The organism is Limnobaculum eriocheiris (genome assembly GCF_021010575.1).
Taxonomy (GTDB): Bacteria; Pseudomonadota; Gammaproteobacteria; order Enterobacterales; family Enterobacteriaceae; genus Limnobaculum; species Limnobaculum eriocheiris.
Map to the genome: position 1 here is coordinate 36,134 of NZ_JAJNAG010000021.1, position 20,871 is coordinate 57,004.

The 20,871-nt window shown below is 47.1% G+C and carries 15 protein-coding genes and 1 tRNA gene; 10 read left to right on the forward strand and 6 right to left on the reverse strand.

The features are described 5' to 3' along the window. Positions 1–10: 10 nt before the first annotated feature. The gene (cpxA, locus tag LPW36_RS10500; RefSeq protein WP_230609609.1) at positions 11–1,390 is read right to left on the reverse strand and encodes an envelope stress sensor histidine kinase CpxA; all 1,380 of its coding nucleotides are present in this window, start codon (positions 1,388–1,390) and stop codon (positions 11–13) included. After that, positions 1,387–2,085 carry an envelope stress response regulator transcription factor CpxR gene (cpxR, locus tag LPW36_RS10505; protein WP_230609610.1) on the reverse strand — a complete coding sequence of 233 codons (699 nt, stop codon included), beginning with the start codon at positions 2,083–2,085 and terminating at the stop codon, positions 1,387–1,389. Before cpxR ends, cpxA begins: the two co-directional genes overlap by 4 nt. Positions 2,086–2,231: 146 nt before the next feature. On the opposite strand from cpxR, the gene cpxP reads away from it, so the two are divergent. The 3 genes from cpxP to pfkA all read left to right on the forward strand — a co-directional run bounded on the left by cpxP (position 2,232) and on the right by pfkA (position 5,140). Next, on the forward strand, positions 2,232–2,777 hold the full coding sequence (gene cpxP, locus LPW36_RS10510; RefSeq protein WP_230609611.1) for a cell-envelope stress modulator CpxP: 546 nt from the start codon (positions 2,232–2,234) through the stop codon (positions 2,775–2,777). Between the two features lie 177 nt (positions 2,778–2,954). Continuing rightward, positions 2,955–3,833 (forward strand): CDF family cation-efflux transporter FieF, encoded by an 879-nt coding sequence (gene fieF / locus LPW36_RS10515; protein ID WP_230609612.1) that lies wholly within the window; start codon positions 2,955–2,957, stop codon positions 3,831–3,833. Positions 3,834–4,177: 344 nt separating this feature from the next. Beyond that, positions 4,178–5,140 (forward strand): 6-phosphofructokinase, encoded by a 963-nt coding sequence (pfkA, locus tag LPW36_RS10520; protein WP_230609613.1) that lies wholly within the window; start codon positions 4,178–4,180, stop codon positions 5,138–5,140. A gap of 75 nt (positions 5,141–5,215) precedes the next feature. Here the strand turns inward: pfkA and tpiA are convergent, their stop codons facing one another. The 3 genes from tpiA to fpr form a co-directional block, all read right to left on the reverse strand. Then, on the reverse strand, positions 5,216–5,983 hold the full coding sequence (gene tpiA, locus LPW36_RS10525) for a triose-phosphate isomerase (protein ID WP_230609614.1): 768 nt from the start codon (positions 5,981–5,983) through the stop codon (positions 5,216–5,218). Positions 5,984–6,156: 173 nt separating this feature from the next. Continuing rightward, complete coding sequence (locus tag LPW36_RS10530; RefSeq protein ID WP_230609615.1) at positions 6,157–6,825, reverse strand: DUF1454 family protein; 669 nt, start codon at positions 6,823–6,825, stop codon at positions 6,157–6,159. A 141-nt stretch (positions 6,826–6,966) separates the two neighbouring features. After that, a complete protein-coding gene (fpr, locus tag LPW36_RS10535; RefSeq protein WP_230609616.1) occupies positions 6,967–7,713 on the reverse strand; it encodes a ferredoxin--NADP(+) reductase in 747 nt (248 codons plus the stop codon). A gap of 248 nt (positions 7,714–7,961) precedes the next feature. Between fpr and LPW36_RS10540 the strand changes: the two genes are divergently transcribed. Then, positions 7,962–8,038 (forward strand) — tRNA-Pro (locus LPW36_RS10540). Between the two features lie 67 nt (positions 8,039–8,105). Here the strand turns inward: LPW36_RS10540 and bcsG are convergent. Next, positions 8,106–9,773 carry a cellulose biosynthesis protein BcsG gene (bcsG, locus tag LPW36_RS10545; protein WP_230609617.1) on the reverse strand — a complete coding sequence of 556 codons (1,668 nt, stop codon included), beginning with the start codon at positions 9,771–9,773 and terminating at the stop codon, positions 8,106–8,108. A gap of 387 nt (positions 9,774–10,160) precedes the next feature. On the opposite strand from bcsG, the gene bcsR reads away from it, so the two are divergent. From bcsR to bcsC, 6 genes are read left to right on the forward strand one after another with little or no spacing between them, the layout of a single operon-like run. After that, positions 10,161–10,415, forward strand: coding sequence for a cellulose biosynthesis protein BcsR (bcsR, locus tag LPW36_RS10550; RefSeq protein WP_230609618.1), 255 nt, complete (start codon positions 10,161–10,163; stop codon positions 10,413–10,415). Continuing rightward, positions 10,412–11,152 carry a cellulose biosynthesis protein BcsQ gene (bcsQ, locus tag LPW36_RS10555; RefSeq protein WP_230609619.1) on the forward strand — a complete coding sequence of 247 codons (741 nt, stop codon included), beginning with the start codon at positions 10,412–10,414 and terminating at the stop codon, positions 11,150–11,152. Before bcsR ends, bcsQ begins: the two co-directional genes overlap by 4 nt. Positions 11,153–11,154: 2 nt before the next feature. Continuing rightward, on the forward strand, positions 11,155–13,779 hold the full coding sequence (gene bcsA, locus LPW36_RS10560; RefSeq protein WP_268991638.1) for a UDP-forming cellulose synthase catalytic subunit: 2,625 nt from the start codon (positions 11,155–11,157) through the stop codon (positions 13,777–13,779). Next, positions 13,776–16,115, forward strand: coding sequence for a cellulose biosynthesis cyclic di-GMP-binding regulatory protein BcsB (gene bcsB, locus LPW36_RS10565; protein WP_230609620.1), 2,340 nt, complete (start codon positions 13,776–13,778; stop codon positions 16,113–16,115). Before bcsA ends, bcsB begins: the two co-directional genes overlap by 4 nt. 10 nt (positions 16,116–16,125) lie before the next feature. Next, complete coding sequence (bcsZ, locus tag LPW36_RS10570; RefSeq protein ID WP_420844767.1) at positions 16,126–17,223, forward strand: cellulose synthase complex periplasmic endoglucanase BcsZ; 1,098 nt, start codon at positions 16,126–16,128, stop codon at positions 17,221–17,223. A gap of 44 nt (positions 17,224–17,267) precedes the next feature. Further along, the gene (gene bcsC, locus LPW36_RS10575) at positions 17,268–20,759 is read left to right on the forward strand and encodes a cellulose synthase complex outer membrane protein BcsC (protein ID WP_230609621.1); all 3,492 of its coding nucleotides are present in this window, start codon (positions 17,268–17,270) and stop codon (positions 20,757–20,759) included. Positions 20,760–20,871: the final 112 nt, after the last annotated feature.

Below are 20,871 nucleotides of genomic sequence, written 5' to 3' on the forward strand. Positions count from 1 at the left end.
CTCGCTAGAACTAGCGAACGTAAAGAGGTAGCCAAATTATCAGGCGTAGTCCGCCTAATGGGCTTTTCTCTGCTTTAGCCCAGCCGCCATGTTGACTAATGGCTGACTCCACAATAGCCAGACCAAGGCCGGAACCACCAGAGTTTCGATCCCGGGCTTCATCAGTACGATAAAACGGTCGAAAAATTTGTTCACGATCTTCTTCTGCTACGCCGGGGCCATCGTCGTCAACATGAATTTCAACGCCCTGTTCATTACAATTGAAGGTCACAACGATATGATTGTTGGAGTAACGGAAAGCGTTACGAATCACGTTTTCTAATGCGCTGTCCAGTGCGGCGCGGTTACCAAAAATTGGCCAGGGACCCGGAGGAACGGCAATTTCCAGCTTTTTATCCGTATGTTCAGCTTCAAATTTGGCATTATCAAGAACATCAGCCCAAAGTTCATTTGCCAACAGGCGTTCTCTGGCGATTTCGCTTTTATATTGATTGCGTGACAGGTCCAGCAGATGGTTAATCATATGGTCCAGTCGCTGTGCTTCCGTCTCTATTCGAACTAATTCTCTGGATTCGCCATGACGGCGTCTCATTAATGCCGTTGCTAATTGCAGGCGAGTCAGCGGCGTTCTCAATTCATGGGAGATATCGGAAATTAATCTTTGCTGCGCTTTTACCATGCGATCAAGCCCGCTTACCATTTGGTTAAAGCTGGCACCTGCTGCACGGAACTCCAGTGGACCAAACTCAAGCTCGGGGGATTCTTTCAGGTTACCCCGCGCGACTTCATCGGCGGCTCGTTTTAACTTACGGGCCGGTTTAGCCAGACTCCAGGCCAGCCAGAGCAACAGCGGTATACTGATAACCATAGTCACGGCGAGTAATAGCAGCGGACGGTCAAACAACAGGTTGATAAAGTCTGATTGTGGGCTGGTTGCCGGGCGCATTAAATACAGTTGATAGTGCTCTTCTCTATCGCGAACTGAAAATGGGCCAACCATTTCCAGCAGACCATATTTTTTCTTCATCGGGTAGTCAGCATTATCAGCCTGTCCGATAAAGTTACGCACCATCTGCATTTCATTACGTTTCAGGATGCCAACAATTCGCCCTTCACTGGTGACCAGCAACATACGTTGACCAGGAGGGGACCACTTTTCAATAGCCTGCAATAACCTACGCCACCACATCAGATCGCTGTTAGGTGTACTGGCCAGCTCAGCTTCAACGTGCTGTTCCAGCATAGTTCCCTGGCGCCGTTCACTATCCAGCAGCGCGGCCAGCTGACGGGAGTCAAGTTTAGGAACCATCAGTACCACCATGACGACTAACGTCAGAGTTAGCCAGAATATGGCGAAAATGCGGGTTGTCAGGCTATTGAAAGTAATCATGTAGCGGTAACCATCAGGTAGCCACGGCCACGCAGGGTCTTGAACCAGGGCAAACCATCATGACGTTCCGGTAATTTACGTCTGAGGTTAGAGATATGCATATCGATAGCACGATCGAATGGTGTTAAGCGCTTCCCCAATACTTCCTGACTTAAATATTCACGGGAAACAACCTGGCCTAAACGCTGGGCTAATAAATAAAGCAGAGTGAACTCAGTACCGGTCAGATCGAGGGTTTGCCCGTCGAAACTGGCTTCCTGACGACCAGGGTTTAAGCGTAGCTTATCCACCTGTAGCGTATTGGAATTCACTTCAGGTTCTTGCTGTTGTTCGCTCCAGTTGGAACGTCTTAAAATAGCGCGAATACGGGCTATCAGCTCGCGATCGTTAAACGGTTTAGGCAGATAGTCATCTGCACCTAATTCCAGTCCTAAAACTCTATCCAGCTCGCTACCACGGGCGGTGAGCATAATCACCGGTGTTTGATAATTCTGACGTAGCTCTTTTAATGTATCGATACCATTTTTCTTTGGCATCATGATGTCCAGCAGAAGCAGGTCAATAGTGTCATCCATCATGTTTATTGCTTGTTCGCCATCATAAGCAATAACAACGTCAAACCCTTCCAACTCCAGTAACTCTTCCAGCAATGACGTGATTTCACGATCGTCATCAACAAGCAATATTTTACTCATAATGTTTCCTCCGGAAGCAAAATTACTCGAATAGGTGGCGCTAATCCATGACTTTACACACATTTACAAGCACTGACGCTAGTTTTCATCCGCTTGGGTAGACTTCTCTACATCGGTTCAATACGGTGGAGTTTGCGGAGAAGGTGATGCATAAAGCTAATTTATTAATTATGGCATCAATGTTAGCACTGAGTACATCAACAGTGTTGGCCGCAGACACAAAAAATGCTGAATCTCCAATTGAACCAGTAAATTGTACCGAGACAGAAGCTTGTTTTAGTTCAGTTGTTCCCGCGAATAGCGGTGAAGTGATGAAATCTGAGGTTATGCGCCAGCACGGTTTGTTTGAAGGGTTGAAGTTAACCGCCAAACAGCGCCAGCAGATGCGGGACCTGATCAGACAAAATTACCATGATGTTATGCCACAGATGTACCGGGATAACATGGAAGCAATGCATAAGTTAATCATTGCTGACATATTTGATGAAGATGTAGCGCGTGCACAGGCTGAAGTTATCGCTAAAGCGCAGGTTGAGAGACAGGTTGCTTTAGCCAGAGTTAACCACCAGTTTTATAGCTTGTTAACGCCGGAGCAGCAAAAGATTTTCAATCATAACCATTCTGAAAGGATGGAGATGATGCAGCATCACTTAGACCTGATGCGCAAATATGATGAGCCGGATCCCCAGTAGTAAGAGTATGTAGTTGTAAGTAGTTGTATGTAGTTGTATGTAGTAAATCCTATGATGTATGTTTTTCCTTGCCTTAGACACCATCCATGTCTTCCCCGCCATAGACGGCGGGGTTTTTTTTGCCCAAAAATCGTTATACTAACCGCTTTGACTGACAATATTCAGGAGCAATAGAAGGTGAGCGATCAGTACGGACGACTAGTTAAAACAGCAGCGATCTGCGCAGCAAGTATGGCAACAGTATTATTGTTGGTAAAAATTGCTGCCTGGTGGCTTACCGGTTCCGTTAGTTTGCTGGCTGCGCTGGTTGATTCTATGGTGGATATTGCCGCTTCGGTTACTAATCTGTTGGTTGTGCGTTATGCTTTACAGCCCGCTGACCATCAACACACATTTGGTCATGGTAAAGCAGAATCTCTGGCGGCATTAGCGCAGAGTATGTTTATTAGTGGCTCGGCTATTTTCCTGTTTTTAACCGGTTTCCAACATCTGGCGAATCCTCAACCCATTAAATCTGCTGGTATTGGTATTATTGTTACCGTTATTTCGTTAATCAGCACCATTGGTTTGGTGACTTTTCAGCGTTGGGTAGTCAGAAAAACGCAAAGTCAGGCTATTCGTGCAGATATGCTGCATTATCAGTCAGATATCTTTATGAATGGTGCTATTTTGGCAGCATTAGGCCTGAGCCTTTATGGTTTTCTGCATGCGGACGCCATTTTCGCTTTAGGCATTGGTTGCTACATTTTATATAGCGCATTAACGATGGCCTATGATGCGGTGCAAACCCTGCTGGACAGAGCATTACCGGATGAAGAGCGACAGGAGATTATGGATATTGCACTGTCGAAGCCGGGCATTATGGGAGCGCACGATCTCCGTACCCGTCAATCAGGTCCCACACGTTTTATTCAGCTACATGTGGAAATGACCGACGAGCTGCCGCTGATTGAAGCGCATAAAATTGCTGATGAGGTAGAGCAGGATATATTAAAACGTTTTCCCAACTCAGAGGTTATCATTCATCAGGACCCTTGTTCCGTGGTGGTATCCTGAAGACAATATCTGCTTGTGAATGAGTCAGATTACCTATTAGCAGAAACTTATTTCGGGACGATAAAAAAATAATTCTTTTATCTATATTAATTATTACTGTTTTTAACTTAAACTGAATCAATTCAGCAAATAATGTTTGCTATACTGAAACATTAAAGTCAGCAGACATTAGTCTGGAATGTAGTCAACAGGATTAAAAGCCCGGGGATTACCCTACATAATGTGCCCGGTGCATTTAACTGATAACCGCGAGCCTGGTGGCTCACTATGTTTCATCAGCCATGCTGTGCATGGCATTTCGTGGAACGATATCTAAAATAACATCTGTCAGTTTAGAGGTGGTCATGATCAAAAGAATCGGCGTTTTAACGAGTGGTGGTGATGCACCGGGAATGAATGCGGCAATTCGTGGTGTTGTGCGCGCTGCACTTTCTCAAGGATTGGACGTTTTTGGTATTTATGATGGCTATCAGGGTCTGTGTGAAGACCGCATGGAACAGTTAGATCGCTATAGCGTATCTGATGTTATTAACCGTGGCGGTACTTTTTTGGGCTCTGTTCGTTATCCGGAATTCAGAGATCCTGCGGTTCGTGAAATAGCGATAGAGAACCTGAGACGCAGAAATATTGATGCACTGGTGGTTATCGGCGGTGATGGTTCTTACATGGGAGCAAAATTGCTGACAGAACGTGGTTTCCCATGCATTGGTTTACCGGGAACTATCGATAATGATGTAGCCGGTACCGATTATACTATTGGTTTTTTTACCGCTCTGGGTACTGTGGTTGAAGCAATTGACCGTTTGCGTGATACCTCTTCATCTCACCAACGTATCTCTATTGTGGAGGTCATGGGGCGCTATTGTGGTGACTTGACTCTGGCTGCTGCCATTGCTGGCGGTTGTGAATTTATCGTTCTGCCAGAGATCGAGTTCGATCGCGATGAGCTGGTAAAAGAGATCATGGCGGGTATTGATAAAGGTAAGAAACATGCGATTGTGGCCATCACTGAACACATTTGTGATATCGATGAGCTGGCCAGATATATTCAGGAAAAAACCCACCGGGATACGCGTGCAACTGTGTTAGGCCACATTCAACGGGGTGGCTCGCCGGTGCCTTACGATCGTATTTTAGCTTCCCGTATGGGCGCTTATGCCATTGATTTGCTGTTAGAGGGCCACGGCGGTCGCTGCGTGGGTATTCAGAATGAGAAGATGGTTCATCACGATATCATCGATGCTATCGAGAATATGAAGCGTCCGTTTAAGAGCGACTGGTTAAAAACGGCAAAAGAGCTGTTCTGATCCCGTTTAAGCATATTTATTGAGATAAAAAAACCCGGAGATATTTTCCGGGTTTTTATTGGTCATAAAAAACGATTACGCTTTTTTAGCTTCTGCTGCTGCTTTAACAATAACGGCAAAAGCATCTGCTTTTAATGATGCGCCACCAACCAGTGCACCATCGATATCTGGTTGAGAGAATAATTCTGCTGCGTTGCCAGCATTCACGGAGCCGCCGTACTGGATAATCACCTGAGCAGCGACTTTGGCATCATGTTTAGCAATATGATCACGGATAAATTTGTGAACTGCCTGAGCCTGAGCTGGTGTTGCTGATTTGCCGGTACCAATAGCCCAAACGGGTTCATAAGCGATTACGCTATTTTCAAATGCCGGAGCACCCATGGTTTTTAATACGGCATCCAGTTGTCTTGCACAAACGGCTTCGGTCTGACCCGCTTCGTTTTCTGCTTCAGTTTCACCAATGCACAGCACAGGAATTAAGCCCGCTTCTTTCAGAATGGCAAATTTCTCTGCAATCAGCTCATCACTCTCTTTATGGTAAGTACGACGCTCTGAATGGCCGATGATGACGTATTTCATACCAATATCTTTTAACATATTGGCTGAAGTTTCACCGGTGAATGCACCTGAAAGATTGATATCAACGTTTTGAGCACCCAGCATAATACGGCTACCAGAAGCCTGATGCTTGGCCTGATCCAGATAAATAAATGGTGGGGCAATTGCAATATCACAACCATCTACACTGCTGACTTCTTTACGCAGGCCATCGATCAGTTCGTTGACCATATGTCTGCTGCCGTTGAGTTTCCAGTTTCCCATAACTAATGGATGACGCATGTTTTTTCTCCAATCAGATTATACGGTAATAACTTTCATTACAGTGAGTTAGTGACTTAAAGCATTTGATGGCGGCTTAGTGCCTGTATCAATTTGTTCCCTAGTATAGAACGACTTAATGCTCAGGGTTTAGCTTTTATTGATTGTTAGCGGGCGTATCTGATTTTTATCATTTACTTGTCAGATAGCGACAGCTTAATCGGTTCAATAGCGAATGTTATACCTTTTTCACGATGATCGGCTATAACAAAACGCAATGTCCCTTCAGTTTGTTGATAGAAAGGCGTTCCTTTGCCTTTTTCCAGTAATTCGATAGATTTCTTTTGGCACTTCTCTGTTGACAATGTGGGTTCAAACAGATTGATAAATGCACTCATATAATTGATTAACACAGCTTTGTTTGCTTTTTCCGCTTTGGCGATTTCTTCCGGTTTTTCGGTTTTTTCTTCTGATGGAGTAGGGGGCAGATAAGTAAGCTGTAAGCTTTTGATTGTGCGCTGGCTTTTATCAATAGCTACCGAAGAGTATAGGGTACTGTTAATTCGGCTGGCGGCACGAAGCAGTGGAGATTTAACCTCCAGCGTTTTGATGGTCTTATATTCCCTTAATGGCAGAGCAGGGTTGGCAGCCAGGAATTTTTCCCTGAACTGAGCGATAGTCAGACTAAATGATGGCGCATCTTCTCTCAGATAAGGCGCAATAGCGGGTTCACTGGTGGTCGATGGAGAAGGGTTATTTTCCTGAGCTGCAAATGACACAGAACCCAACATCAGCGCTAAAAAGAGCGTGCTGGAAATCCCTGATTTTATCAATGTTGTGTGTTCTGATTGAGTGTCATTCATATATATCACTAATCTATAAGAGATAATGTCTGATTAAAACCTGTTGTGTCTGGCTTGTCAAAAGCATGTCTCAAAATTTATTGCGTTGCCTGTGATTTATCAGACAACGCGATCTGGCTGATATTCGGTCTTTTACTGATTTTACCAATATTGTTCACTGGTGATATGCCCCGGCTTTCTGCGTAAGTGTTTGACCATATTGCGTTGTTGTTTGAGCAGTTGCTGGGTGTCTTTCGTCATCTCCGGATTACCGCAAAGCATGACGTGGCTTTGTTCTGCACTGATTGCCAGCCCAACAGCGGATTCCAGTTCACCACTCTCAATTAATGCCGGAATGCGGCCAAACAGAGAATCACCGCTTTTTTCCCGGCTGACAACGGTTTGAATGCGTAGTTTTCCCTGATAGCGTTTTTCCAGTTCACGCATTAAAGGCAGATAGCTAAGGTCCTGACTGTAGCGAGCGGCATGAACCAAAACGATATGGTTAAAGCGCTCCAGATCTTTCCCCGCCTGAAGAATTGAGAGAAATGGCCCAATAGCGGTACCGGTTGATAGCATCCAGAGGGTATCAACGGCAGGAACTTCTTCCAGGACAAAAAAGCCTGCGGCATCCAGAGTGACCATAACTGAATCGCCCGCTTTTAACTGATGAAGATGGGGGCTGAGTTTACCTTCCGGTACGGTCACCAGATAAAATTCAAGTTCCGGATTATTGGGGGCATTGACATAAGAGTAAGCACGCTGAACCCGCTCTCCTCCAATGTCCAGAGCCAGTTTTGCAAACTGTCCGGCAGTAAATGGTCGTATGGGGGCATGAATACGCAGGCTGAATAAGCTGTCTGTCCAATTATCTACCTGTGTTACCTTGCCTGAAACCCAATCAGCCATGAGTTTTCCCCTCAGTATGTTGTATGTTATATAACCAGAAAGGTGTCTGGAACCAGAAGTCTGGAGAGTTAATTAGAATATCACTTCTTGTTAACAATTATGAGTAAATTAACCGAAGAAAAACACGCTTATCTGTTTGATGTGGGGGATTTATCCCCGGTTTGCTGCATTTATCTCCGGTCAGTTACGGGATGGCGGAAAGCAGTTGACCTTAGATTGTGGCGGCAGTAACATGCGCCTCAATTCGACGGCGAGTAGCGCAGCTTGGTAGCGCAACTGGTTTGGGACCAGTGGGTCGGAGGTTCGAATCCTCTCTCGCCGACCAAATTAAAACCCCCTGATGGTGAAAGCCATCAGGGGGTTTTGCGTTTTCTCCGGGTTGAATCTGCGGCTTACTGAGGATAAGGCACCCAGTCGGCGTTATTCAACCTGATATAGGTCTTATCCTGATACTTCATTACCACTGTACCTGATGTTTCTGAGATTGCCGGTGTTTGCGGTAGATTTTCCGTTAGTTTCTGCCAGTCAATACTGTCCTGAGTGAACAGCTTACCGTCCAGCGTGCGACTAACCAGCTCGGAAATGGCCAGATAGCTGCTTGGGGAATCAATATGCAGCGCCTGTTGCTGCGCTGGCGCTTTTGCGCCAATAATCCGAATACCTACAGGAACATGAGTGATACTTGGGCTGGGAATATCACGCAGACCAGAAACCTGCATTTTATCACCAACCAGAGCGGCACCGTGTTCCGGCACTACCATCACCATCACTTTCCGTCCTGATTTATCCAGCTCATCAAGGAAACTGTCCAGATCGTCAAACAAATCCTGCAGGCGCTTTTTGTATTCCACCGGTTTGTTAGTTGCCAGACTACGGTTACCATCATGCAGCTCAATGGTATTGTAGAATGTGACGGCTCGAGGTGAATCGTCCTTTTGTCTGGCCGCCAGCCATTCGGTTAACATGCTGTGGTCTCGATAGAGCGGTTCACCGTCAAAGGAGATCAATTCTGCTTTGGCATTGCCAAAAGGCAATGGCGTAGCCTGAATACCTGCATATTCACGCAGTTCTTTCAGGTAGTTGCCAAAAGCACCTGAGTGATCCATTACCAGATCGTTTTTAAATCCTAACTGTGCCAAATTGTTGAGCAGATAACAGCGCTGGTCTGCGGTTTTATACAATGCAGTATGAGATGACTGACCGCAGCTAGCGCGGGATATACGAATGGCTGCTGGCCCACTGTATGACGTGGCCGAGTTGAAATTATCAAACACCACATTCATCTTTTTCCAGACAGGATGGTCCGCCAGACCAACAGCCTGCATATCTGACCAGGAAAGCGAGCAGATATTAATGATTAACAGATCAAACAGTTGGGCATCCGCAGGTAATGATGCTGGAAATTCGGTGTGCAGATTTTGCTGAGCCTGAATAAATTTATCGTAATAAGCGGTAAGATTTTGTGAAGTTGGTGGCCCCAGCGCTTCCGATTGAGTATTGTCTGCGCTACCTGACTGAGCGGGCGTAGCATTAGTTGATGGCGTACTGGTAGCCGCTGTTGCGGGCATTAAGTTAAATGATGGCTCACCAATGGTAATAGCGTTTAGCCATATTAAAGCGGCGACCACAAAAGGCGTGATACGCACCCATTGGGAAATAAACAGATAACCTACCAACAGCGCGAATCCTGCACCTACCCAGCTCCAGTTAATAAAGCGCTGTATGAACTCCACAATATAATCAAAACTAAGAGCGGTTGCCTGACCGCGCAAACTGATAATACTTTGAATACCCGGAAGCCAGGTATCATAGTAAAACAGCGCAATACCTACCGGAATAGCGATCCAGTTGCGAATTTTTCTAAACCAGCCCACAGGCAGGGGGAATAATACAAAGGCAGCAAAAACCAGATTCTCCAGAGGATGAAAATTAAGATACCCACCCCATAGCAGCGCAAACTTTACCAGAAAGTAGTAATTCCAACCGCTTAACCCCTGCCAGTTTTTCCACAGGTTGTTATTCGAAGAGGCGGACTGAGAGGATATTTTCTCGTTATTCATAATATCTGTTTATGTTATCCACAATAATGATGTTGGCAGATTTTTTACCTGTTTTCACTGACAGAGATTAATCCAATAATATACGCCGACGAGCATAAATAGGGTTTCAGGCGGATGGATTAGTCGCATGAAATAACATCCTGTTGTTTTTATCACTATGAATAAAACAGAAATTCCATTTTTTTGTGCCCACGACTCTGTTATTATTTTAACCGAATTCTGTGGGAAAACCTGTTTATTTATTTTTTAATTTAACACAGAAAAATTCATGTTGCGTATTCATAGAAAAACTATCAGGTTATGCCAAGTTTTTTAGCCTCTGGTGCCAGCACAATGATTTTTATCAGCTAAAATTAACTACATAGCCTGCATTACTGAGTTATTAAAATGAACGATGATGTCACAGGAATCCAATGGAACCTGAGGCAAGGACGCAAAGCAGAAATAGAAAATCAGCTACCCGGACAGGCGGTGGCAAAAGAGTATCAGAATGATATTGCTGCGGTGATGACGGCTTATCATCTCACTTCGCTGGAATATCAGGACCTTTCCCATCAAGGTGTGCTGCGGGAAGCATTTTTGCGTTGGCCATTGCTGACAGAAATGTCATCTGAATCAAACTCAGATAAGGTTGGTTTGTGACGATTCTGGCAATACAGGGGATCCGTGGTGGCTGTGGTGCTACATCAGTTTGTGCTGCGCTGGCCTGGGATCTTGCCCAAGCCGGGCAATCAGTGCTGGTCGTTGATTTCAGTATCAATAATTTATTGCGCCTTCATTTTAACCATGACTGGAAAAGTAAAGAGGGCTGGGTCTCAACGCTTAAACAGCAACAATCATCGCCATCCATTATTTCTTATTCACCGGGAATTGATTATCTGCCCTTTGGTTATTCTGGAAAAGAAATATATTCCCTAATTAATGACGGGTTATTTTATCAAAAAGAACATCAACCAGATAAATTACCCGGTTTTTTAGAGTTTCTTTCATTTGATGATTATCAATGGGTAATTATTGATTGTTCTTCTACGCTTTCATCTTTAAATGATTTATCCAATTCGTTGGCAGATATTAATCTTATTTTATTAAATCCGGATGTGGGTAGCCACGTTTTACTGGAGCAAAATTCATTTCCAGTGAATAGTTATTTTCTGATTAATGGTTTTTCACCAACAAGTTTAATACAGCAAGATATCAGCCATATCTGGCAACAGAACTTATTCGGTCTGATTCCTGTCATATTGCATCGCGATGAGGCCATGGCAGAGTCGCTGGCGGTCAAGAAAACGCTGGGTGAATACCAGCCCGGTAGTTTGATTGCTCAGGATATTCACCAACTGGCATTGTGGTGCCAGAATGTTGATAAGCAGGGTTCCTGACCATGCATCTATTCAGGTCTCTGTTTAGCGTATTTATACCCACGGCGCCGATGAGTCGTTTGGTCGCCCGGTATAATGGCTATCGCCAGCAGAAGAGTTCCGCGATTACGGCATTTTTGTACTGTGTTGGTTATGCCGCTTTATGGGCGGTATTCTGCCTGGAATCACCAGTCTGGCAACGGGTCAGAGAGCAGCATAGTCGGCTATTTCCTCAGGTTTCTGAGGCGCGTCCTCGTTTGGCAGATATTTTGCGCTATTCAGTGCAGAGCTTGTGGTTGATTGTTATTCGTCAGGAGACCTCACCTTCGTTTTTATTTCTACGTTGGGGATGGCGGAGGTTCAGACAATGGTTGAGAGTCAGACACCAGCAGGTAAACAACTGGCTGCATAGCTTACCGGAATATATCAGAGCGAATCAGCTGGAACATCGTTCAGAGCAACGTTTAAAAAATTTGAGTCCGGTATTGAGACTTACGGTATTTATCATTTGCAGCCTGCTGGCAGGCATACTGGCGATTATTTGTATCTCTCAGCCGTTTGATTTGTTTGCTCAATTTATCTTTGTTCTGTTGCTGTGGGGCATTGCCATGGTGATGCGCCGTATTCCGGGCCGTTTCGCCTCTCTGATGATGATTGTGTTGTCGTTGACTATCTCATCTCGCTATATCTGGTGGCGATATACCTCGACCCTTAACTGGGATGATCCGGTGAGTCTGGTTTGTGGGCTGTTGTTACTGGTGGCAGAAACCTATGCCTGGGTTGTGCTGGTACTTGGCTTCTTTCAGGCGGTATGGCCATTGCATCGTAAACCGGTACCGTTGCCGGAAGATCTCTCCTCCTGGCCCAGCGTCGATATTATGGTTCCTACTTATAACGAAGGGCTAAACGTGGTGAAACCCACGATTTATGCCGCGCTGGGAATTGACTGGCCGGAAGATAAGCGAACCATCTACATTCTGGACGACGGTAACCGACCAGAATTTCGTGCATTTGCCGAAGAGATTGGGGTTAAATATATCGCTCGCCCAACCCATGAACATGCTAAAGCCGGTAATATTAACCATGCACTGAAGCAGGCTACCAGCGAGTTTGTTGCCATTTTTGACTGTGATCATGTGCCAACCCGCTCTTTTCTACAGCTGACAATGGGCTGGTTTTTTAAAGACAAAAAACTGGGAATGATACAAACCCCCCACCACTTTTTCTCACCGGACCCTTTTGAACGTAATCTGGGCTCTTTTCGTAAAATGCCAAATGAAGGCACGCTGTTTTATGGTTTGCTTCAGGATGGTAATGACACCTGGGATGCGACCTTCTTCTGTGGTTCCTGTGCCATTATGCGCAGAACTGCGCTGGATGAAGTGGGTGGTATCGCGGTAGAAACGGTGACGGAAGATGCCCACACTTCGCTGCGCTTGCATCGTGCTGGCTATACCTCTGCCTATATTCGTATTCCTCTGGCGGCCGGGCTGGCAACGGAAACGCTGTCCGCCCACATCAGCCAGCGTATTCGCTGGGCGCGGGGAATGGTACAAATTTTCAGGCTGGATAACCCACTGTTGGGTAAAGGGCTGAAACTGGCACAGCGCCTGTGTTATGCCAATGCGATGCTGCATTTCCTGTCGGGTATACCACGGCTGATATTTTTAACGGCACCGTTGGCATTCCTCTATTTCCACGCCTATATCATTTATGCTCCGGCGTTAGCGATAACGTTGTATGTTTTACCCCATATGATTCATGCCAGCCTGACTAATTCCCGCATTCAGGGACGGTTTCGTCACTCATTCTGGAGTGAAATTTATGAGACAGTGCTGGCCTGGTATATCGCCCGTCCAACGACGGTAGCGTTACTGAACCCCCATAAAGGTAAATTTAACGTCACTGCCAAAGGGGGGCTGGTAGAAGAGAACCATTTGGACTGGGTTATCTCTCGCCCCTATTTCTTACTGGTGATACTCAACGTAGTAGGGCTGCTGGCCGCCGGATGGCGCATGTATTACGGGCCAACCAATGAGATCCCAACGGTATTAGTCAGTTCAATATGGGTTATCTATAACCTGATCATTTTAGGTGGCGCTATTGCAGTTTCTATTGAAGCCAGGCAAATCAGGAATTCACCCCGCATTCAAATTGCCATGCCGGCAGCAATTGCCCGTGAAGACGGGCATCTGTTTCCTTGTACGCTGAGGGATTATTCCGATGCCGGGGTCGGTATTGAAACGAATGTGCCGGAGCTGGTCGCGAAGGGCGACAAACTTACCCTGATCTTAACCCGGGGAGATCGCGAGTATGCCTTCCCTTGTCAGGTAATGCGCTCAATCAAAGAGACCGTTGGTGTTCAGCTTCAGTTAACCACCACACAGCAACATATTGATTTTATGCAATGTACTTTTGCCCGGGCAGATACCTGGGCGTTATGGCAAGAAAGCGTACCGGAAGATAAACCGATGAGCAGTATGCGTGATGTACTGATGCTGGGCTTACACGGTTATCAACGGATGCTGGAATATTTACCTCCATTTTTATATTCCATTTTGGGGCGTATGGCGTCGGTTATTGTTTGGTTAATTTCGTTTTTACCCCGGCGGGTTAATCAGCCCAAAACAGAAGTGGCAACAATATGAAGAAAATGAAATCTGAAGTGATGTTTACCGGTGTAGCGAAACGTCGCTGGCTGGGAATTGTTCTGCTGAGTCTGGCGGGGGCTGCCTATGCGCAGACCACGGATACACCACCAGCCGTTGGTGCTGATGTACAAAACAGTGCGGTACCCGCAGTCCCAGCGGTGGAGCCAATGCCGATTGTACCGGGTGCACCGGTACGCAATGACTCGCTCTCTTTTAAAACGCTGGCACCGGAAGGTAGTCTGGTTTTAAGAGGCGTGCAGAGCGTAGCGCAGATGACGTTCACCGTGCGCAGTGATGAAGTGGTATCTCAGGCCGCGCTGAATCTGGACTATACCGTTTCACCTGCGTTGTTACCGCTGCTTTCCCACATTAAAGTCTATCTGAATGATGAGCTGATGGGCATTGTGCCGGTAAATCAGGACTCACCGGGGAAAAAGGGAACCATCAATCTGCCGCTGGATGCACGCTATATCAGTGACTTTAACCGCATTCGCCTTGAGTTGGTGGGGCACTATAAAGATGTTTGTGAAGACCCAACCCACAGCAGTATCTGGATTGACGTCAGTAAAAGCAGTTCGGTGGCGCTGACCTATCAGGGGCTGGAGGTGAATAACGATCTTTCTCGTTTTCCTGAGCCTTTCTATGACAGTCGCGATTTCCGACCGCTAAATTTACCCGTGATTTTTAATTCAGCCCCGGACAGTGAACAGCAAAAAGCAGCCGCGATTCTGGCCTCTTGGTTTGGGGTAAAAGCACAATGGCGGGGGCAGAATTTCCCGGTACTGTATAACCAACTGCCAGAGAGTAATGGTGTGGTTTTCGCCACTAACGACTGGCGTCCGGATTTTCTGAAGGATTACCCAAAAGTTGATGCTCCAACGGTTGAGATCATATCGCATCCGACCAACCCGTATATCAAACTGTTACTGGTGCTGGGGCGTGATAACAAAGATTTGCTGACCGCAGTACAGGGTATTGCTCAGGGGGAACCGCTATTCCGTGGTCAGAGCGTGACCATCGATAGTGTGAAACAGCTTGTGCCTCGCCAACCTTATGATGCGCCTAATTGGGTAAGAACCGATCGTCCGGTACGATTAGCTGAACTGACCACCTACCCGGAACAGCTTAGTGTTTCCGGCGGGCGTTTACCGCCCATCGATCTGGATATGAAGTTACCGCCAGACCTGTTCTTACTGCGCAGCCAGGGTATAGCACTAAACCTGAAATATAGTTATACACCACCTCCTTATGTTGATGATTCTCGCCTAAACGTTAGTCTGAACAATCGCTTTTTACAGGCGTTTCCATTAAGGCCTTATGAGTCGAATAAACTGCAAGAGCTGCATATTCCGTTGATTCAGGGATTGAGCAGTACCGATGAAGAAGTGATGATTCCGGCTTTCCAACTGGACGGAAATAACAAACTGCGTTTCGATTTTGATTTTGTCTCTAATATCGGTGCCAGTACCACAGACGTATGCCGCACCATGACGCCGGTAAAACATGAGGCGGTAGTGGGTGGTGATTCAACCATCGATTTCTCTGGCTATCGTCATTATTTAGCGATGCCAGCATTGAAAACTTTTGCTCAGTCAGGCTTCCCGTTCAGCCGTATGGCTGACCTATCGGAAACGCTGGTGGTGATGCCAGAAAAACCAACGGCAGAACAATTAACGCTGCTGTTTAACGTGCTGGGCCAGATGGGTGCCAATATTGGCTACCCGGCGTTAGGAGTTGAACTGAGCAATAAACCCGATGCAAAACATTATGCAGATAAAGATCTACTGGTGTTAAACAATATTCCGGAAGATTTGGATATCAGAAATAAGCCAGAAATATTGATTGAGCAGGCAAAGAGTCAGCTTAATCGTCCGGAAAAAAATAATCTGGAGTTACGAACCGTTGATTTCGATAAGCCGAGTACAGAACCAACGCCACAGACTAGTGCCGTAGTCTCATCGGATGGGCCCATTGGTGCCATCACCGGCTTCCAGTCCCCTTATAACCAGCAGCGCAGCGTTGTTGCCCTAATGGCCAGCGGTGATAGTGGTTATCAGTTATTGGATGAAGCCTGGCGCGACAGCGGCAAGCGGGCGGCAATGGCTGGTTCGGTTTCTATTGTGCGTAATTCCGGAGTGAATAGCATTCGGGTTGGGGATACCTACTATGTTGGTTACCTGCCATGGTGGGATAAGCTTTGGTTTAAGCTATCTGAACATCCGGTATGGCTGGCAATATTTGCCGTTTTCAGCGTGATTCTGGTGGCGTTAATGCTCTGGCGTGGGCTGCGTGCGGTAAGTCGTCGTCGTTTAAATCCGGATGAAGATAAATGATATGAAGCGTTTGATGATGATGTTCTGCTGCTGCCTTATTGCCGGTCAGGCTTGGGCTGATACCTGTCACTGGCCGGAGTGGCAGCGCTTTTCTCAGCAATATATCAGCCGCGAGGGGCGGGTTATCGACCCCTCGGATGGCAAGAATATCACCACATCAGAAGGGCAGAGCTACGGGCTATTTTTTGCATTAGTGGCCAACGATCGCAATCGATTCGATCAACTGCTGAACTGGACGGAAAATAATCTGGCCGCTGGCGATCTGACAGCCCGTTTGCCCGGCTGGCTATGGGGTAAAAAAACGGATGATAGTTGGGGAATTCTGGATACAAACTCTGCGTCCGATTCCGATCTGTGGATCGCCTACACCCTGCTGGAAGCGGGGCGGCTCTGGCGCTCCCGTGGCTATCAGGTCATGGGTACTTTGTTATTACAGCGTATTGCCAGAGAAGAAGTGGTGAAGATTCCAGGATTAGGAACCATGCTGATGCCCGGAAAAATTGGTTTTAGCGAATCTGATAGCTGGCGGTTGAACCCCAGCTATCAGCCGCCACAGTTGCTCTCTCGTTTCGGCCAAACCGAAAAGGTTTGGAGTGAAGTCGCACAGAGCAATCGTAAACTGTTGCTTGAAGCGGCACCGGCCGGGGTTGCTGCCGATTGGGTGGTCTGGCAAAAAGAGAAAGGCTGGCAAACGGACGATAAAACCGGGCCTACGGGTGATTATGATGCCATTCGGGTCTATTTATGGCTCGGAATGTTGGCAGAAGATGCGCCGGGGAAAGCCGAACTGATAGCCCACTACCAGCCAATGGCTAAACTGACGCAGGATGCAGGCCTGCCGCCAGAAACGGTAGATACTCAAACCGGGAAAGCCACCGGTACCGGGCCGGTTGGTTTTTCTGCCGCACTCTTGCCATTTTTGGCCGGATCTCCTGCTCAGTCAGCCCAGCGTGAACGGGTCGTGAATAATCTTCCCGGCAGCGATGCTTACTACAATAGTGTGTTAACCCTTTTCGGTCTCGGTTGGGATCGGCAATATTACAGTTTTAATCAACAGGGAGAGTTGCAGGTCTCTTGGGAGAAAGATACATGCAAAAATACCCATTGATTTCAAATTACAGTATGAAACTTTATCATCGGCTTTTTCCCAGGGTGGCTGCTGCACATCATTTTGCGCCGGTACTCTCCTTTACCCTGCTGTCTTTTACTTTTTCTCCTGCCGGTGCATTAGCCGCGGATAGCATCTCTCCGGAAGCATGGCTACAGGAACAGATCCGTATTGGCGAATCAACCCATCGGGATGATTTGGTTAAAGAATCGCTTTACCGACTGGAGAAGATTAGCCCCAATGCGCCTGAAACATTAGCTGCCCAAATTCGCTATGCGTTACGTCAGGGGGATATGGCTACCGCGACTCGCCAGTTAGAACAATTAAGAAAGTTGCAGCCAGATTCGGATGCCTATTTAAGCACTAAACTGGAAATTGCGCTGGCGCAACCGGAAGGAAAAAACAAGCTACAGCAGGCCAGGTTGCTGGCAACCGGCGGTCAACTACCCCAGGCTAAAACGGCTTATGATGAATTGTTTGAGGGCAAACCGCCCACGCTGGATCTGGCTCTTGAATACTGGAATGTGGTGTTAAAAATTCCCGGTCAGCGGGACTATGCATTACAGCAAATGCAGGCGCTGCAAAAGCGCTTTCCTGCTTCAGATGCATTAAGTATGTCCATTGTACCGCTTCTGTTTGATGAAGGGAAAGATCAGCAGGCCTATCAGGTTCTGGAAAAGCTGGCAGCCAGCCCCGGAGGTATCGGTAGTGCCGCTGAACTGTGGTACAGCAAATTAAAAGGTATGCCGGTTTCCGATCGGAGTGTTGCTCAGTTACAGCACTTTGTTACTACCTTTGAAGGGCAGCCGGAGGCCGCTGAGGCTAAACAAGAGCTGGTTCGCCAGCAGACATTGTTACAGGACCCACGTTATCGCGCCCGAGCCCGCGGTCTTGAACAAGTGGACAGCGGCGGTGGTCGCAATGCTATTCCTGCACTGAAACAGGCGCTAAGTGCTTCACCAAATGATGCTGAACTGCTCACCGCGTTAGGACAAGCCTATGCCCGGGCCGGAAATCGCCAGCAGGCTTTGGCCCAGTTTGAGAAAGCTAAAGCAAGCGATACGGCAGGCAGTTACGCTGCCAAACTGGATAGTTTGATCAAAACTAATCGTTACTGGTTAGCCATCGATCGGGCAGATAATGTTCTGAAAAATAAACAGTTAGATCAGGCAGAAACCCTGTATCGTCAGGCCAGCGCCATTGATAGCACCGATGCACAAGGGCTGATTGGATTAGGGGATATTGAGATGGCCCGCAATAATGCGGCGGTGGCAGAGTCTTATTATAAACAGGCACTGCGTCGGGAACCGGACAGCCGTAGCGCCGTTAGTTCACTGATTTCATTATATAAAAAGCAGTCGCCGGAAAAAGCACTGAGCTATATTCAGAGTCTGCCGGGCTATATGAAAAACCGTATGCGTAGCTCACTTAATGAGTTAACTGCGGGTAGCCTGAAGCAACAGGCCGAAGATCTTGCCGCAGCCGGTAAACTCGCTGAAGCGGAGGCGAAATATCTTCAGGCACAGAAAATTACCCCTGATGACGTTTGGCTAACTTATCGTCTGGCCGGCGTGATGCGGACACAGGGCAAAAATGCTCAAGCCGATACGTTGTTCAGTCGGGCTATGCAGCCTCATCAACAGGAGGCTGACTGGATATATGCTCATTCCCTCTATTTGTCCGGCAGTGGTCGTGAAACACAGGCATTAGCCCAGTTACAAACATTGAATCAGGCGAAGTGGGACGACAACATCCGTGAGCTTGATACCCGCCTGAAAATTTCGCAAATCCTGCAACAGGCACAGCAAATTCGCGAAACAGAAGGGGAACCCGCAGCCATTGCTTGGCTAAAGCAGCAGCCAGCTAGCACCCGTATCGATCTTACACTGGCTGGCTGGGCGGTAGAGCGGGAAGATGGTCAACAGGCTCAGGAGCAATATCAAAAAATTCTGGCAAGGGAACCGGGTAATCAGGATGCTCTGCTGGGTGTCATTGAAGCGCAAATTACCGGAGGCGACTTAAATGCCGCTAAAGCTTCCCTTAGTGCGTTATCTATTCAACCTCAGGCCAGTGATATTAGCACCGGGCGTCGTTTAGCCAATGCCTGGTCATTAGTGGGGGATGATGAACGTGCCGGAGCTATACTGGCCCAGTTAAAACCAACCGCACTGCAATCTTCTGTTGAACCATCAATGGATAATGCGCGTCTGTTACGGGATGCTGCCGCGTTTGAAGAAAGAACCGGACATCCTGATGAAGCATTAAATGATTACCGCCATGCAATGGCAGCCTATGGTATTACCCCTTCAGCAGAGATGGATGATGAGGCTTTCACTAAAGCCATGCGTAATAGCCAACAGGATGACTGGTTAAAACGGGGTATCAAATCAGATGCTGAATCGCTGTATAAGCAGCAGTCAACCACGGTGACGCTGGATCATGATTATTGGGGGTCCAGCGGTACCAAAGGGATCTCCGATTTAACCGCCCATACCACCATGTTGCATATTGCCTTTCCTCTACAGCGGGGAACGGCGTTTTTACGTGGTGATTCGGTAATGATGAATGCCGGACGCTTTAGCACCGACAGCAGTGGCGTATATAACGAAACATTTGGCACCTGCCGGGAAGTGGGTTGTAGCAACGATCGTAGTCAAAAGAGCAATGGTGTTAGCGTTGCGACTGGCTGGCAGGATGATAACTGGCAGGTTGATATCGGTACTACGCCGATGGGATTTGAAGTTGTTGACTGGGTAGGCGGCGTTGGCTACAGCAATGACTGGAATCATCTGGGATGGACGGTTACCGCTTCCCGTCGGCCAATGTCCAGTTCATTGTTATCCTTTGGCGGCGCCGTGGATCCTTATACCGGAACTAAATGGGGTGGTGTACGTAAAAATGGTGCTCAACTGGACTTAAGTTACGACCGTGGCGGACCACACGGCGTGTGGGGCAATGTTGCTTATCATCAACTGACTGGTAAAAATGTTGCAGATAACCAACGGATGCAGGCTATGGCTGGTTACTACTATAAAGTGATCAATGAAAACGATCGTCAGGTTAGAGTAGGTTTAAATACCATGTGGTGGCACTACCAGAAAGATTTAAGCGACTACAGCCTGGGGCAGGGAGGATATTACAGCCCTCAACAATATTTATCTTTCTCCTTACCGTTGTTATATCGTGAACGCACAGAAAACTGGTCATGGGAATTGGGTGGTTCAGTATCCCTTTCTCATTCTTCAACCGATAGCAGTAAGCGCTACCCATTACAGGGGCTGATTCCGGATAGTTTACCCGATAAATATGCCACAACGGACAGCAGCAGTAGCAGTGGCACCGGTTATACCGTGCGGGCATTAGTGGAGCGTCGAATAACTTCCCACTGGAGTGTGGGGGCCGGTATCGATATTCAGCAAGCCAAGGACTATACCCCAAGCCATGCGTTGATTTATGTTCGTTATGCCCTTGAACTCTGGTTGGGAAATATGGATTTACCGCCTCAACCGCTAACACCGTATGCAGATTTTAAATGATAAAGGACCCGATTCCCGAGCATTGGAGAATACTTTTGCCATAATGTGAGGAGTGGACGTTATAATATTTTACTTATTGTCAGGCATGTAAATATATTATTCAGTCACATGG